This window comes from Curvibacter sp. GW821-FHT01G03 (assembly GCF_059422285.1).
The window spans coordinates 196,453-212,223 of sequence record NZ_JBWKWP010000006.1 but is presented as its reverse complement, the minus strand read 5'-3'; the positions used below and the strand labels follow the sequence as shown (position 1 = coordinate 212,223).

Annotated in this window: 13 protein-coding genes; 4 read left to right on the top strand and 9 right to left on the bottom strand. The window is 68.3% G+C overall.

Annotation, left to right across the window (positions count from 1 at the left end; genetic code table 11):
* The first annotated feature begins 19 nt into the window (after nucleotides 1-19).
* From eat to AC07VS_RS10340, 4 genes are read left to right on the top strand one after another with little or no spacing between them, the layout of a single operon-like run.
* Entirely contained in the window at nucleotides 20-1,411 is a 1,392-nt protein-coding gene (gene eat, locus AC07VS_RS10355; protein WP_492348545.1) for an ethanolamine permease, read from the top strand.
* Between the two features lie 22 nt (nucleotides 1,412-1,433).
* The gene (locus tag AC07VS_RS10350; RefSeq protein WP_494655809.1) at nucleotides 1,434-2,834 is read left to right on the top strand and encodes an ethanolamine ammonia-lyase subunit EutB; all 1,401 of its coding nucleotides are present in this window, start codon (nucleotides 1,434-1,436) and stop codon (nucleotides 2,832-2,834) included.
* Nucleotides 2,831-3,700 carry an ethanolamine ammonia-lyase subunit EutC gene (eutC, locus tag AC07VS_RS10345; RefSeq protein WP_494750902.1) on the top strand — a complete coding sequence of 290 codons (870 nt, stop codon included), beginning with the start codon at nucleotides 2,831-2,833 and terminating at the stop codon, nucleotides 3,698-3,700. Before AC07VS_RS10350 ends, eutC begins: the two co-directional genes overlap by 4 nt.
* Nucleotides 3,697-4,995, top strand: a complete 1,299-nt coding sequence (locus AC07VS_RS10340; protein ID WP_494750901.1) for an HAD family hydrolase — start codon at nucleotides 3,697-3,699, stop codon at nucleotides 4,993-4,995. The genes eutC and AC07VS_RS10340 overlap by 4 nt, the downstream gene beginning before the upstream one ends.
* A 6-nt stretch (nucleotides 4,996-5,001) precedes the next feature.
* Here AC07VS_RS10340 and AC07VS_RS10335 read toward each other — a convergent pair whose 3' ends face one another.
* The 9 genes from AC07VS_RS10335 to AC07VS_RS10295 form a co-directional block, all read right to left on the bottom strand.
* Complete coding sequence (locus tag AC07VS_RS10335; protein ID WP_494750900.1) at nucleotides 5,002-6,462, bottom strand: methyl-accepting chemotaxis protein; 1,461 nt, start codon at nucleotides 6,460-6,462, stop codon at nucleotides 5,002-5,004.
* 141 nt (nucleotides 6,463-6,603) lie between these two features.
* Nucleotides 6,604-8,544, bottom strand: a complete 1,941-nt coding sequence (locus tag AC07VS_RS10330) for a methyl-accepting chemotaxis protein (RefSeq protein WP_494750899.1) — start codon at nucleotides 8,542-8,544, stop codon at nucleotides 6,604-6,606.
* A 154-nt stretch (nucleotides 8,545-8,698) separates the two neighbouring features.
* Nucleotides 8,699-9,529, bottom strand: a complete 831-nt coding sequence (otnI, locus tag AC07VS_RS10325; protein ID WP_494750898.1) for a 2-oxo-tetronate isomerase — start codon at nucleotides 9,527-9,529, stop codon at nucleotides 8,699-8,701.
* A gap of 26 nt (nucleotides 9,530-9,555) precedes the next feature.
* Complete coding sequence (locus AC07VS_RS10320) at nucleotides 9,556-10,242, bottom strand: class II aldolase/adducin family protein (RefSeq protein ID WP_494655815.1); 687 nt, start codon at nucleotides 10,240-10,242, stop codon at nucleotides 9,556-9,558.
* Between the two features lie 14 nt (nucleotides 10,243-10,256).
* On the bottom strand, nucleotides 10,257-11,525 hold the full coding sequence (gene otnK / locus AC07VS_RS10315) for a 3-oxo-tetronate kinase (RefSeq protein ID WP_494655816.1): 1,269 nt from the start codon (nucleotides 11,523-11,525) through the stop codon (nucleotides 10,257-10,259).
* A 5-nt stretch (nucleotides 11,526-11,530) separates the two neighbouring features.
* On the bottom strand, nucleotides 11,531-12,544 hold the full coding sequence (denD, locus tag AC07VS_RS10310) for a D-erythronate dehydrogenase (RefSeq protein ID WP_494750897.1): 1,014 nt from the start codon (nucleotides 12,542-12,544) through the stop codon (nucleotides 11,531-11,533).
* A 45-nt stretch (nucleotides 12,545-12,589) separates the two neighbouring features.
* The gene (gene ltnD, locus AC07VS_RS10305; protein ID WP_494655818.1) at nucleotides 12,590-13,570 is read right to left on the bottom strand and encodes an L-threonate dehydrogenase; all 981 of its coding nucleotides are present in this window, start codon (nucleotides 13,568-13,570) and stop codon (nucleotides 12,590-12,592) included.
* Complete coding sequence (locus AC07VS_RS10300) at nucleotides 13,537-14,850, bottom strand: MFS transporter (RefSeq protein ID WP_494655819.1); 1,314 nt, start codon at nucleotides 14,848-14,850, stop codon at nucleotides 13,537-13,539. The genes ltnD and AC07VS_RS10300 overlap by 34 nt, the downstream gene beginning before the upstream one ends.
* Nucleotides 14,851-14,980: 130 nt before the next feature.
* Nucleotides 14,981-15,757: a FadR/GntR family transcriptional regulator gene (locus tag AC07VS_RS10295; protein ID WP_492348557.1), complete on the bottom strand. Its 777-nt coding sequence runs from the start codon at nucleotides 15,755-15,757 to the stop codon at nucleotides 14,981-14,983.
* Between the last annotated feature and the right edge of the window lie 14 nt (nucleotides 15,758-15,771).

The following is a 15,771-nucleotide window of genomic DNA, read 5'->3' as shown; positions in this document are numbered from 1 at the left end:
CACCCACCGAGGCCCCACCATGAAACCAGCCGCTGCCGCCCCCACCGCCCACTTGAAAAAAGTGCTCGGCACCTTCCAGCTTTGGGGCATTGCCGTGGGCCTGGTGATCTCGGGCGAATATTTCGGCTGGAGCTACGGCTGGGCCAGCGCCGGTACGCTGGGCTTTCTGGTGGCCACGCTGCTGGTGGCCACCATGTACACCACCTTCATCTTCAGCTTCACCGAGCTGTCCACCGCCATCCCGCACGCGGGTGGCCCCTTTGCCTATGCGCGCCGAGCCTTCGGACCGCTGGGCGGCTTTGTGGCCGGCTTTGCGACCCTGATCGAGTTCGTGTTCGCGCCACCCGCCATTGCGCTGGCGATCGGGGCCTACCTGAACGTGCAGTTTCCGGCCATCGACCCGAAGTGGATTGCGCTGGGCGCCTATGTGGTGTTCATCGCCCTGAACTGGGTGGGGGTGGGCATTGCGGCGGCCTTCGAACTGGTGGTGACGCTGCTGGCCATCTTCGAGCTGCTGGTGTTCATGGGCGTGGTGAGCCCAGGCTGGTCCTGGGCCCAGTTTGCCGCGCTGGGCTGGGCCGGCTCGGACGTGCTCAACGGCACCGCCGTGGCGGGCATCTTTGCCTCGATCCCGTTTGCGATCTGGTTCTTCCTGGCCATCGAGGGTGCGGCCATGGCGGCCGAAGAGGCACGCGACCCGCAGCGCACCATTCCGCGCGCCTACATCGCGGGCATCCTGACCCTGGTGAGCCTGGCCTTCGGGGTCATGATCATGGCCGGCGGGGTGGGCGACTGGCGCAGCCTGGCCAACATCAACGACCCGCTGCCCCAGGCCATGAAGGCCGTGCTGGGAGCCCACAGCGGCTGGCTGCACATGATGGTGTGGATCGGCCTGTTCGGGCTGGTGGCCTCGTTCCATGGCATTTTGATGGGTTACTCGCGCCAGATCTTCGCCCTGGCCCGCGCCGGTTACCTGCCGCGCACCTTCGCGGTGCTCAGCCCGCGCTTCCAGACCCCGCACCGGGCCTTGCTGGCCGGCGGCGCCGTGGGCGTGGCCGCGATCTTCAGCGACAACTGGATCGAGTTCGGCGGCCAGACCCTGACGGCCAACATCGTCACCATGTCGGTGTTCGGCGCCATCGTGATGTACATCCTCTCGATGGCCGCCCTGCTGCGCCTGCGCCGCACCGAGCCCGACATGCCACGCAGCTACCGCGCACCGTTCTACCCCTGGTTCCCGCTGCTGGCATTGGGCCTGGGCCTGATCTGCCTGGGCGCCATGGTGTGGTTCAACCCGGTGCTGGCCGGCCTGTTTGCCGCCCTGATGGGCCTGGCCTGGCTGTATTACATGGCCACCGCCCAGCACCGCGCCGACGCGGCCCCCGACGCCCTGCTGGACACCGGCCGCTGAGCCACCTGCCGGAGCCATTGCCATGCGCTACCACACCACCCTGGGCGGCCAGGGCTTCTTTTTCGAGGACCTGCGCCAGGTGATGGCCATGGCCAGCCCGGCACGCTCTGGCGACTACCTGGCCGGCCTGGGTGCCGCCACCGCGCAGCAACGCATGGCCGCCCGCCATGTGCTGGCCGAACTGCCGCTGACGGTGTTCCTCAGCGAAGCCCTGGTGCCCTATGAAAGCGACAACATCACGCGGCTGATCATGGACCAGCACGATGCCCGGGCTTTCGCGCCGGTGGCCCACCTGACGGTGGGCGACTTCCGCAACTGGCTGCTGGGCCCGGCTGCCGACACCGCCACACTCAGCGCACTGGCGCCCGGCCTGACACCGGAGATGGTGGCCGCGGTGAGCAAGCTCATGCGCAACCAGGACCTGATCGCGGTGGCGCGCAAGACCCGGGTGGTGACGCACTTTCGCAACACGCTGGGCCTGCCGGGCCGGCTGGCCGTGCGGCTGCAACCCAACCACCCGACCGACGACCTGCGCGGGGTGGCCGCCTCGGTGCTGGACGGGCTGATGATGGGTGCGGGCGATGCGGTGATCGGCATCAACCCGGTGTCGGACAGCCTGCCCACGCTGGCCCGGCTGTGCCATGGCTTTGACGAGCTGATCCAGCGCCTGGCGATCCCCACCCAGGCCTGTGTGCTGACCCATGTGACGAACACGCTGCAGCTGATCGAGGGTGGGGTGCCGGTGGACCTGGTGTTCCAGTCGATCGGCGGGACCGAGCTGACCAACCGCAGCTTCGGCGTGAGCCCCGAACTGCTGGACGAGGCCTGCGCCGCCGCCCGCTCGCTGCAACGCGGGACGCTGGGCCAGAACGTGATGTATTTCGAGACCGGCCAGGGCAGCGCCCTGTCGGCCAATGCCCATGGCGGGGTGGACCAGCAGACTTGCGAGGCCCGCGCCTATGCGCTGGCGCGGCGCTACCAGCCCTTGCTGGTGAACACGGTGGTGGGCTTCATCGGGCCCGAGTACCTGTACGACGGCAAGCAGATCATCCGCGCGGGCCTGGAGGATCATTTCTGCGGCAAGCTGCTGGGCCTGCCCATGGGTTGCGACATCTGCTACACCAACCATGCCGAAGCCGACCAGGACGACATGGACACGCTGAGCGTGTTGCTGGCCAGCGCCGGGCTGAACTTTCTGATCGGAGTGCCCGGGGCGGACGATGTGATGCTCAACTACCAGAGCACCTCGTTCCACGATGCGCTGTTCCTGCGCGAGACCCTGGGCCTGCGGCGGGCCCCCGAATTCGAAGCCTGGCTGCAAGCCCAGCAGATCACCGACGCGGCCGGGCAGTTGCTGAACCCGGCCCAGGGCCATCCCTTGCTGAGCCACTTGGGCAGCCTGGGCCTGGAGGGCGGCGCATGACCCCCCCGGCACAAGCCCCCATGGATCCTTCGGCACCGGATCAGCCCGAGGGCGTGACCCCCATGCCCTGGACCGCCTGGCGCCGCAGCACACCGGCGCGCATCGCGCTGGGCCGGGCGGGGGTGGCCATTCCGACCGACGAGACCCTGCGCTTCGGCCTGGCCCACGCCATGGCGCGCGACGCCATCCACACACCACTGGACACCCACGCCCTGCAGACCGCCCTGGAGCAAGCCGGCCACGCCGTGCTGCAGGTGCGCAGCCAGGCCGGCGACCGGACCCAATACCTGCGCCGCCCCGATCTGGGCCGCCGCCTGGACCCGGCCGACGCACAGCGCCTGCGTGCCCTGGCCGTCACCGGGGGCCCGCCGCCCGAGGTGTGCGTGGTGGTGGGCGATGGCCTGTCTTCGCTGGCGGTGCAACGCCATGCCGCCCCGTTGCTGGCGGCCTTGCTGCCGCACCTGGCGCCGGGCTGGCGCCTGGCGCCGGTGGTGCTGGTGCAACAGGCCCGGGTGGCCGTGGCCGACGAGGTGGGTGAGGCCCTGGGTGCCCGCCTGAGCGTGATCCTGATCGGCGAACGCCCCGGCCTGAGCTCGCCCGACAGCCTGGGCATCTACCTGACCCATGGGCCCCGGGTGGGCCGCCACGACGCCCAGCGCAACTGCATTTCCAACGTGCGCCCAGAGGGCCTGGCCTACCCGCAGGCCGCGCACAAGCTGGCCTGGCTGATCCGCCAGGCGCTGCAGCGCGGCTTGAGCGGCGTGGACTTGAAGGACGAGAGCGAGGCCGAGGCCTGGCTGCCCGGCACCACGCCGCCCACCGATTCACTTGTCAGCGTTCCCCCCTCATCCCAGGAGAAAACATGAAGACCCCTGCCTTGCTCCGCCTCGCCCCCCTGACTCTGGCCCTGAGCCTGCTGGCCGCCCTGGCCAGCACCGGCTGCAGCAGCCCCCCGACCGCCGTCCAGGCCGCCGCCCAGACCCTGGCCCCCGGGCAGTGGGAGAGCTTCAACCGCCAGCAGATCAACGATTTGATCGCGCGCCTGGGCAAGACCAGCGCCGGCTACAACCCGGCCAAGCCGCCCTATGTGGTGTTCGACTGGGACAACACCAGCGTGTTCCTGGACATCGAAGAGGCCGCGCTGATCTACCAGCTCGAAAACCTGCGCTTTGGCGCCAGCCCCGAGCAGCTGGAAGTGGCCTTGCGCCGAAACATCCCGGCCACCCCTTTCAAACCCGCCAACAACAACGCGGCGGGTCAGTTGGTGAGCATTGAGACCATCGTGCCGGACATCCTGGACAGCTACCGCTGGCTGTACACCCACTACAGCGGACTGAAGGGCCAGCAGCCCCTGGCTGAAGTGAAGCGCAGCCCGCACTACCAGGCCTTCCTGACCAAGGTGCGCTACCTGTACGAGGCCATCGGCGACACCTTCGACCACGACACCGCCTACCCCTGGGTGACCTATCTGTTTGCCGGCATGACCGAGGCCCAGGTGCGCCAGCTGACAGTGGACACCGTGCAGTGGCAGCAGACCCAGCCGGTCGAGAAGGTGAAGTGGAGCACCCCGGCCGAGCTGCCGGGCCGCGCCGGGCTGGTGTCGGTGAGCTGGAAGAACGGCCTGCGCCTGGTGCCCGAAATGCAAGACCTGTACGGGCGCTTCAAGGCCGCCGGCTTTGACGTGTGGGTGTGCTCGGCCTCCTTTGTGGACGTGATCAAGGAGATCTCGTCCAACCCGGCCTTCGGCTACCAGGTGAAGGAAGGCCATGTGCTGGCCATGGAGCTGGAGCGTGACGCCCAGGGTCGCATCCTGCCCGATTACCGCCATGGCTATGACCAGACCCAGGGCCCGGGCAAGACGCGCAGCATCCAGCGCTTTCTGGTCAGCCGCTACGGCTACGGGCCCGCGTTCATCGCGGGCGACAGCGAGGGCGACCAGAACATGATGGCCGACTTCAGCGAGACCCAGAAGGTGCTGATCGTGAACCGCCTGCGCGACCCCAAGAGCGCCATCGGCCAGTTCTCGGCGATGGCGGTGCAGAACTACGGCAAGCCCGACACACGCTACCTGCTGCAGGGCCGCGACGACAACACCGGCCGCTTCGTGCCCAGCCAGTTGCACACCCCGCTGGGGGCGACGGTCGCCAAGGCGCTGAAGTAACGCCGATCAGCGCCCGAGCAGCGGCTGAGAGGATTGGAAAATGGCCACCGCCTGCGCCAGCCGCTCCGCCTGATCGGTGAGGCTGGCGGCGGCCGCGGCCGACTGCTCGACCAGCGCGGCATTCTGCTGGGTCATCTGATCGAGCCCACCCACGGCGGTGTGCACCTGGCTCAAGCCCTGGGACTGTTCACCGGCCACCAACGAGATGTCGGCAATGATGTGCTTGACGCGCTGCACCGAGGCCATGATGTCGTCCATGGTGCGGCCCGCGACATGCACCTGTTGGGTACCGGCCTCAACTTTCTCGGCCGATTGGCTGATCAGCGATTTGATCTCACGGGCGGCCTCGGCGCTGCGCTTGGCCAGGTTGCGCACCTCGCTGGCCACCACCGCGAAGCCGCGGCCCTGCTCGCCGGCCCGTGCCGCCTCGACCGCGGCATTGAGTGCGAGCAGATTGGTTTGAAACGCAATGCTGTCGATCACGCCCGTGATGTCGGCGATTCGGCTGGAACTGGCGTGGATCGCCTCCATCGTGCTGACCAGACGGCGTACCGCCTCGCCGCCACGCTCGGCCACCTGGGCGGCGGAACCCGACAGGTCGTTGGCCTGCCGCGCTGACTCGGCCGAGTGCTGCACCGTGACGGTCAGCTCCCCAAGGCTGGAAGCAGCCTGAGCCAGGTGGCTGGCCGTCTGCTCGGTGCGGTGGCTGAGATCGAGGTTGCCAATCGAGATCTCCCGGCTGGCCGCCTCGATGCTGCTGGTTGACGCATGCACCTGGGAGACCGCGTTGTGCACACGCTGCAGTGCCTGTTGCAAGACCTGGGCGGCCGGGGTTTGGAAGACCAGACCGGAGACATCGAGTCGAAGCCGGTCGCCGTCCCGGACCTGCGCCACCAGCCGGGCCAGTTCGGCCCCCTCCAGGCCGGCACGGCGCATGGCCACCGCGAACACCACCTCGAGAGAGGTCTGGATCACCACGTAGACGGCATGCAGCACGACACGGGCGAAATCGGGCTGGGTCACGCAGTAGACGCCGAAACCCGCCGCCTGCAGACGGTCAAAGAGCACGTGATGCACGGCAAAGAGCAACGCCGCCAGAACGATGGGGCGCCAGTCGCGGTACACCAGCAACAGCGCCAGCGTCACAAACACTCCGAAGTGGTATTCGACCTGCCCCTGGGCCAGTTGGATGTGCAACATGACCAGCGCGGCCAACCCGACGGTGAGCAGCAAGCGCGACAACAGGGTGGCCGGGGCCAGGGCCGACCCCATGACCCCCACCAGCAACAAGGGCAGGGCCACGCTCAGTGCCAGCCACAGCGTGCCATGGGCCCAGCCCAGCACCAGCGCAGCCACCGCGCTCAAGGCCATGGCCGCCAGGATCATGCGGTCCGGCCAGCGTGGCTGGGCGCCACTGGAGGGGTCGATTCGACGGAGATCAGCGGACCGTTCGAGTTCGTTGCTCATGGAAACAACCTTTGAGGACGTTTGTGACTGTGACCGAATGGATCACATTGTGACTATTTAGTCTCAAACGGTGGCGATAAGCCGCCCAACGGTTGTTGGCTTGTCAACGGTGCCAGGGTTTGCCCCCAGGCAGGCTGGGGCTCACCCCAGATGGAAGGCCTGGATGGCCTCGGACAGGCGCGTGGCCTGGTCGCGCAGGCTGGCGGCGGCGGCGGCCGACTGCTCCACCAAGGCCGCGTTCTGCTGGGTCATCTGATCGAGCTGGTTGACCGCCCCATTGACCTGGCCGATGCCGTTGGACTGCTCGACCGCGGCCGACGAGATCTCCCCCACGATGTCGCCGACCCGGTGCACCGAACTGACGATGTCGCTCATGGTGGTGCCGGCGCTGCCGACCAGTTGGGCCCCGGATTCGACGGCCTCGACCGAGTTGCCGATCAGGGACTTGATCTCGCGCGCAGCCTGGGCGCTGCGCTGGGCCAGGGTGCGCACCTCGCCGGCCACCACCGCAAAGCCCCGCCCCTGCTCACCGGCGCGCGCGGCCTCGACCGCGGCATTGAGCGCCAGGATGTTGGTCTGGAAAGCGATGCCGTCGATGACGCCGATGATGTCGGCGATCTTGCGCGAACTGTGGTGGATGGCGTCCATGGTCTTGACCACCTCGCCCACCACCGCACCGCCTCGGGCCGCCACCTCGGCGGCGGAGGCCGCCAGTTGGTTGGCCTGGCGGGCGGCATCGGTGGACTGCTGTACGGTGGCGGTGATCTGCTCCATGCTCTGCGCAGTCGACTGCAGGCTGCTGGCCGTCTGCTCGGTGCGCATGCTCAGGTCCTGGTTGCCGTTGGCAATCTCGACGCTGGCGTTGGTGATGCCCTCGACGGCCGAGCGCACCTGCAGCAACAGGCGCAGATAGAGCTGGCGCATGGCGTCGACCTCGCGCACCAGGGCGCCGATCTCGTCCTGCCGCTCACTGCTGAAACTGCGGGTCAACTCGCCCTGCGCCACGGTGGTGACCGCCGCCGTGAGTTCGCGCAGGGGCTGGCTGACACGCCGGCGCAGCAGCCAGAACAGGCCGCCCCCCAGCCCCAGCACGGCCAGCGCAATCACGCCCCAGACCCAGCCCATGGTGGCACGGTGACCCGCCATGGCCTCGCGATCGGAGACCTCGGCCACCACCCACCAACCGTGGGTCTTGACGATCTGGCGCACAGCCCACGGGTTGACCAGATCAACACCGCGCAACGGAACCGCATCGTCGAGCACCAACTCACCGCTGTCGGTCTGGCGCAGCCGATCCAGAAAGGAGCCCGCCTGGGCCACCACTTCGAGCACCCGCTTGCCCGAGGCCTGGGGATGGGCCAGGAAGCGGGCCTCCTCGCTCGCCTTGCCCGGGTCAATCACATAAATGCCGCCGCTGTCGAAGAAGCGGGTTTCCTGGGCCTGTTTGAACACCGCGTCCTCGAAGATCGAGATGTCATTGCCCACGAACAAGGCGCCCACCACCTTGCCGGCGTCGTCCTTGACCGGCTCGTAGTGCGTCATGTAGGGCTTGCCGAACAGCACGGCACGGCCGGTGTAGGTCTGCCCCGCCTGCAGGCGCGCATACGCAGGGTGCTGCCGGTCCAGCAAAGTCCCCATGGCACGTTCTCCGTCGGGCTTTTTCAGCGAGGTGGTGATGCGCAGGAAGTCATCCCCCTTGCGCGCAAAGACGGTGGCCACCCCCCCGGTGTCCTTGGTGAACTTGTCGACCTGACTGAAGTCGTTGTTGAGCGCAATCCCGTAGCTCTGCAGTTCACCGTTCTCCTCATTGAGGCTCATGGTGGGCTGGAAAGCCAGCTTGAAGGACTTGAAGGAGCGGCGCACCAGTTCGCGGGCGGTGGCATCTTGCGACTCCAGCACCTGCACCACGTTGTCGGCCTTGTCGGCCGCCAGAGCCTGCACCTGCTGGCGGGCCGTGCGTGCGGTGATGGTGCTGATGGCCAGACTGGCCGCCACCAGCACCCCGGTCAACATGACAATCGCCAGCAAGGAGACCTCGCGGGCCACGGATCGTTGGGCGCTGGAAGACGTGAGTTTGGCCATGGGGATTCCCTGTTCCAGGTCGGTGAGATGACACGCGGTCGGTGACCCGACCAAAACATTCTGAAACACCGGCAAAAACCCCGACACTGCGGGAATCCCGTAGCGATTCACATTTCAGGCGATCAAATTTATCAGATCACCCGATTCGAAGGCCTCAGGTGGTGGCGCGGCGCAACCAGCCCAGGCCCTCGGAGGTGCCCCCGGGGGTGACGCCACGGGCCGGGCGGTATTCGCAACCGATCCAGCCCTGGTAGCCCAGCTCGTCAATGACGCTGAACAGGTAGTCGAAGTTGAGTTCGCCCAGATCGGGTTCGTGGCGTTGCGGCACGCCCGCGATCTGCAGGTGGCCGACGCGGCCGGTGGGCAGGTACTGGCGCAGCTTCATGGCCACGTCGCCTTCGACGATCTGCAGGTGGTACAGGTCCATCTGCACCTTGAGGTTGGGTGCGCCCACCTCGGCGATCACGGCGTGGGCATCGTCTTGGCGGCTGAGGAAGAAGCCGGGCATGTCGCGCTGGTTGATGGGCTCGATCAGCACGTCGCGGCCCTCGCGCGCGGCCTCGGCCGCGGCCCAGCGCAGGTTGGCGACGTAGGTGGCCTGGTGCAGGGCACGGTCGGCGCCGGCGGGCAACATGCCGGCCATCAGGTGGATGCGCGGGCAGTCGAGCACGCGGGCGTACTGCAGCGCCAATGCGATGCCGGCGCGGAACTCGGCCTCGCGGCCCGGCAGCGAGGCCGTGCCACGGTCGCCAGCCACCTCCCAGGCCTGGGCGATGCTGGCCGCATCGGTGCCGCCGGGCGGGGCGTTGAACAAGGCCTGCGTGAGGCCATGGGCCTTCAACTGGGCCAGGATGTCTTCGGCGGCAAAGGCGTAGGGGAACAGGTACTCGACCGCCTTGAAGCCGTCACGGGCGGCGGCGCCGAAGCGCTCCAGAAAGGGCAGCTCGGGGTAGAGCATCGACAGGTTGGCGGCAAAGCGGGGCATGGGCGGGATCTCCGGACAGGAACAAGTTACCAACGCGCACCGAAAGTGGTGCGCAATTCATCAATCTGCGAGGCACTCAGGGGGCCCGGGCGGCCGGCACTGAGCAGCCACAGTCGGGCGGTCTCCTCCAGCTCTTCGAGCGTGGCCATGGCGGCCTCGGGGCTGTCGTGCCACACATTGGGCCCCAGGCGCTCCAGCATCACGGCGCGGATGGGCGCACCCTGCTCACCTTGACGGACGATGGCCTGGGCCACGGCCTGGGCCGCCTCGGGGGCACCGGGTCGGTGGTACGGAATCAGGGGCACGTGGCCGACCTTCATCACGAAGTAGGGCGTGAGGGCCGGCAGCAGCTCCAGGCCTGTGAAAGGCGCCACGGCGGGCAGGCCAGGCTGCAGGCTCAGGGCCACGCAATGGGTGCTGTGGGTGTGGATGACGCAGCGGGTGCCCGGGTCGAATCGGGTGGCGGCGTCATAGATCTGCCGGTGCAGCACGAGGGTTTTGCTGCCCCGGTCGCCCGACAGCTGCTGGCCCTGGGCGTCGAGTCGGGCCAGGCGGGCCGGGTCGAGCGTGCCTAGGCTGGCGTCGGTGGGGGTGATGAGGTAGCCGTCGTCCAGCCGCACGCTGATGTTGCCGGCGGTGGCATGCACGTAGCCACGCTCGAACAGGCTGCGGCCGACGCGGCAGATGGCCTCGCGGGCCTGGTTCTCGTTCATGGGCGGGCTCCGGTTCAGAGCAGGGCGAAGGCCTTGCTGAAGAAATCAAGCGAGCCGAAGTTGCCCGACTTGAGCGTGAGGTGCAGCCCCCCCTCGCCAGCCACCGGCGAAGCGGCATGGCACCAGGGCACGCCCGGGTCGATCTGCGGGCCGATCTGCATCTGGGCGATCTCGAGCGCCTGCACGCAGGCGCCCGAGGTCTCGCCCCCGGCCACCACCAACTGGCGCACGCCCAGGGCCACCAAGCCACGGGCGATGGCGGCCACGGCGTGCTCGACCATGGCGCCGGCCTCGGCCACGCCCAGTTGGCCCTGCACGGCCTTGACGGCAGCGGGCTCGGCGGTGGAGTACACCAGCACCGGGCCGCTGGCCAGCAGGGGGGCGGCCCAGGCCAGGGCCTGGCCGACCACGTCTTCACCGGCGGCCAGCTGGATCGGGTCGAGGGCCAGCGCAGGGCGGCCGCTGGCGATGAAATGCGCCACCTGCTGGTTGGTGGCCACCGAGCAGCTGCCCGAGACCACGGCCTGCAGGCCTTGCGCGGCCGGCAGGGCCGCAGCCTGCGGTGAAGGGGCGAGGCCGAAGTTGTGCGGCAGGGCAATCGCCACGCCCGAGCCCGCCGTGAGCAGGGGCAGATCGGCCAGGGCCGGGCCCATGCGCAGCAGGTCGTCGTTGGAGATGGCGTCGACCACGGCCACGCCCACGCCTTCGGCGCGCAGGGCAGCAATGCGCTCGCGCACGGCCTCTGCACCCCGGGCCACCACGGCATAGTCGATCAGGCCGACCCGGCGTTGGGTCTGGGCCTGCATGACGCGCACCAGGTTGGCGTCGGTCATGGGGGTGAGCGGGTGGTTCTGCATGCCGCTCTCGTTGAGCAGGCCGTCACCGGCAAACAGGTAGCCCTTGAACACCGTGCGCTTGTTGTCGGGGAAGGCCGGGGTGGCGATGGTGAAATCGGTGCCCAGCGCATCCATCAGGGCCTCGGTGACGGGGCCGATGTTGCCCTCAGGGGTGCTGTCGAAGGTGGAGCAGTACTTGAAATAGATCTGGCGCGCGCCCTGGGCCTGCAGCCATTGCAGCGCGGCCAGCGATTGGGCCACGGCCTCGGACGGGGCGATGGTGCGTGACTTGAGGGCCACGACCACGGCGTCCACCTCGGCGGCCAGGGGCCCGGTGGGCACGCCGATGGTCTGCACCACGCGCATGCCGGCGCGCACCAGGTTGTTGGCCAGGTCGGTGGCGCCGGTGAAGTCGTCGGCGATGCAGCCGAGGGCGATCTTGTTCATGGGGTTCAGGCCTTCAGGGGCAAGGTCACGGCGCCAGGGTTTTCGCGCACGTAGTCTCGGATGATGGTTTCGAAATCGGCGTCGGGCAGCAGGCCCAGGGCCTGGGCCCGGCGCGCCGCGATGCGGCTGGGCCAGCTGGTGACGATGGCGGCTACGCGCGCGTCGGGCAGCCAGTCGATCAGGGCGGTGGCGGCCGGGCCGGCCACGCGCTCCAGGGCCTGGGCCATCTCACCCACGGTGGTGGTGATGGCCGGCAGGTTGAGGGCCACACGGGGGCCCCACTCGGCATCGCTGGCCTGGGCCGCGCGCAGCAGCCCGGCGATGGTGCGCCCGGGCGACGACAAGGCCACCGGGGTGTCGGGCGACACCGGGCAGTTGGCGCGCTGACCGGCCAGGGGCTCGCGGATCATGCCGCTCAGGAAGCTGGAGGCCGCACCATTGGGGCGGCCAGGGCGCACGCTGACGGTCATCAGACGCACGTTGCGGGCACGGATGAAGCCCTTGCGACCAAAGTCGGCCACCAGTTGCTCGCCAACAAACTTCTGCACGCCATAGCTGCCTTGGGGTGTGGGCAGGGTGAGGTCTTCGATGACCTCGGGCAGGGGCAGCTCGGGCGAGCTGCCGAACACCGCCACCGAGCTGGAGAACACCAGCGTGGGCACGGTCTTCAAGGCACGGCAGGCCTGCAGCAGGCCGAGGGTCGCGTCAAGGTTGCTGTGCAGGCCCAGGTCCATGTCGGCCTCGCACTCGCCACTGACGGCCGCGGCCAGGTGGTAGACCAGCGCGGTGTCGGCCGCGGGCAGCAGGCCGGCGGCCAGTTGCTCGTTGAGGTCGCCACCCAGGTAGGCAATGCGCGGGTCGACGGCCAGGTCGGCCGGCGGCGGCATGCGGTCGGCCAGGGTGATGCGGGTGATCGCGGCCGCGGGGGCGCCCGCCAGGCTGAACGGGCCGGCAGTCAGCAGGGTGCGGGCCAGGCGGGCGCCGAGGAAGCCGCAGCCGCCGGTGATGAGGATGTGCATGAGGGGTACTCCGAAGCAAGCAGGGGGTGAAGGCTCAGCCGATTGTCATTCGGCGCCCGGCAACTGGATGCCCGGGAAAATCTTGATGACCGCACTGTCGTCCTCACGACCGTAACCCGCGGTAGAGGCCTGCATGAACATCTGGTGCGCGGTGCTGGACAGGGGCAGCGGGAATTTGCTGGCGCGCGCGGTGTCGAGCACCAGGCCCAGGTCCTTGACGAAGATGTCGACCGCCGACAAGGGGGTGTAGTCGGCCGCCAGCACATGCGCCATGCGGTTTTCGAACATCCAGCTGTTGCCGGCGCTGTTCGTGATCACCTCGTACAAGGCCTTGGCCTCGACGCCTTCGCGCAGGCCCAGGGCCATGGCCTCGGCGGCGGCGGCGATGTGCACGCCGGCCAGCAGCTGGTTGATGATCTTGACCTTGCTGCCGGCGCCGGCGCGCTCGCCCAGGCGGTAGACCTTGGCGGCCATGGCATCGAGCAGGGGGCCAACCTTGTCGTAGACGGCCGGCCGGCCGGCGGTCATCATGGTCATCTGAGCACTGGCGGCCTTGGCGGCACCGCCCGAAATGGGCGCATCGAGGTAGCCCAGGCCCAGGGCCTCCAGCCGGCCTTCCAGGGCGGCCGACCAGTTGGGGTCGACGGTGGAGCACATCACGAACACGGCGCCGGGCGACATGGCGGCGGCGCAGCCGCCTTGTCCGTCAGCGCCGAACAGCACGGCCTCGGTCTGGGCCGCGTTGACCACCACCGAGACCACCACGTCGGCCCCTTGCGCCGCCTCGGCCGGCGAGGCGCAGGCCCGGCCACCCTGGGCTGCAAAGGCGTCGGCCACCTCGCGGCGCACGTCAAACACCTGCAAGTCGTGGCCGGCACGGCGCAATGATGCGGCCATGCCGCTGCCCATGGCGCCCAGGCCGATGAATCCGATGGTGCTCATGTGAAGGTTCCTTTTTGACTTGTCTGGAAGGGGTGAAAAGAGGGGCTGGCTCAGCGGTTGACCAACTGCCTGGGTGTGAGCCACACCAGCACGGCGCCCACCACCAGTGAGGCTGCCAGCACGTACATGCCGATGGCGGTGCTGCCGGTCAGGTCTTTCAGATAGCCGATCAGGTAGGGGCTGGCAAAGCCGGCCAGGTTGCCGACCGAATTGATGGCGGCGATGCCGGCAGCGGCAGCCGTGCCCGATAAAAAGGCCGTGGGCAAGGACCAGAACAAGGGGGCGCAGGTCAGCACGCCAGCCGCGGCCAAGGACAGGAAGACCAGCGAGACCACGGTGTTGTCGGCAAACGAGGCCGCCACGGCAAAGCCCACCGCGCCCATCAGGGCCGGGATGATCAGGTGCCAGCGGCGTTCGCGCAGGCGGTCGGCGCTGCGGCCGAACAGGTTCATGGCCACGATGGCGCACAGGAAAGGGATGGCGCTGAGCAGGCCGATGTTGAAGTTGCCTTTGACGCCGGTGGCCTTGACCAGGGTGGGCAGCCAGAAGGTGAGGGCGTACTGGCCCATCACGAAGGCGAAGTAGATGGCAGCCATCCACCAGATGCGGGCGTCGGTGAAGACGGCGGCCACGGTGTGCGGGCCCTTGCTGCCATGGGCCTGATCGAGGTCGATCTCATGCTGGATCAGGCGCTTTTGCTCTGGGCTGAGCCATTGGGCCTCGGCCACGTTGTTGTCCAGGTAGGCCAGCACGGCCAGGCCGATCACCAGGGCGGGCACGGCCTCGATGACAAACATCCACTGCCAGCCACTGAGGGCGGCCGTCTGGTGGAAGGACTCCATGATCCAGCCCGACAGCGGGTTGCCGAAGATGCCAGCCACGGGAATCGCCGACATGAACACGGCCACGATCTTGGCGCGGCGGTGCGCCGGGTACCACAGCGTGAGGTACAGGATCACGCCGGGGTAGAAGCCCGCCTCGGCCAGGCCGAGCAAAAAGCGCAGCACATAGAACTGGGTGGGGGTCTTGACGAACAGGAAGGCCGCCGAAAGCAGGCCCCAGGTGATCATGATGCGGGCAATCCAGATGCGCGCACCCACCTTGCTCATGAGGATGTTGCTGGGCACCTCGAACAGAAAGTAGCCCAGAAAGAAGATGCCGGCGCCCAGGCCGAACACGGTTTCGCTGAAGCCCAGGTCCTGTGCCATCTGGAGCTTGGCAAAGCCCACGTTGACGCGGTCCAGGTAGGCCACGACATAGCACAGCATCAGAAAGGGCACCAGGCGCCAGAACACTTTGGCGTAAGTCTGGCGTTCGAGATCGGGCGGCACAGCGTGGGCGCCAGCCAGGGTTTGGGCGGTCATGAGGGTTGTCTTCCGTGGTTGGAACGCCGGGCTGCAGCGGGCAGGATCACCCCTCGGCGTTATTCATATGGTTATCATACAAATTTAAGCAAGTCTCGAAGACAAGGGTTTTCCCTGGGACGTCAGGCCCTCAGGCCGGCGGTGTCAGCGCCTTGATCAAGGGCTGGGCCAGGGCCTCGCCCTGCTGTTGCCAGAAGGCGGGGTCGGCCTGCTCGATGCGGCGGATGGCGTTGTCCATGTGGCCTGCCGCGGCGGCGCGGGCGGCCTGGGGGTCGCCGGCCTCGATGGCACGCCAGATGCGCTGATGCTCCTCGGCCACCTCGCGGACAAAGTCGGCGCGGCGGGCCTCATTGGCCCGGGTGACCTGGGTGGCCCCCCGCAGGAACTGGCTCAGGTATTCCAGCGTCCCGATCAGAAAAGGGTTGCGCGCGGCATCGGCGATGGCGCGGTGAAACAGCACGTCTTCATTGACGCCATCGCCCCCGGATTGGACCGCGGCATCCAGGGCCTCGATGGCCTGGCGCACGCGCAGCACATCGCCCGGGGTGCGGCGTTCGGCGGCCAGGCCGGCCACCTCGGCCTCGAGGGCCCGGCGCACTTCGGCCATCTGAACCACCGCGCTCTTGGAGACGGCATGGCGTGCATCAAAGTTGAGGGGTTGAAAGGACTTTTCGCGCACATAAACGCCGCTGCCCTGACGCGAATCGACCAGGCCCAGTGATTTGAGGCGCGACACGGCCTCGCGCACCACGGTGCGGCTGACCGCGAACTGAGCCACCAGCACGGCCTCGGTGGGCAGCTTGGCCCCCACCACCAGCCGCCCGGCCCGGATCTCGGCCGCCAGTGCCTCGGCCACCTGGTCGGACAGGCGAGCGCCGGGGGTGATGGTCTGGAACTGGGGGGTCATGGGCAGGGCGCGTT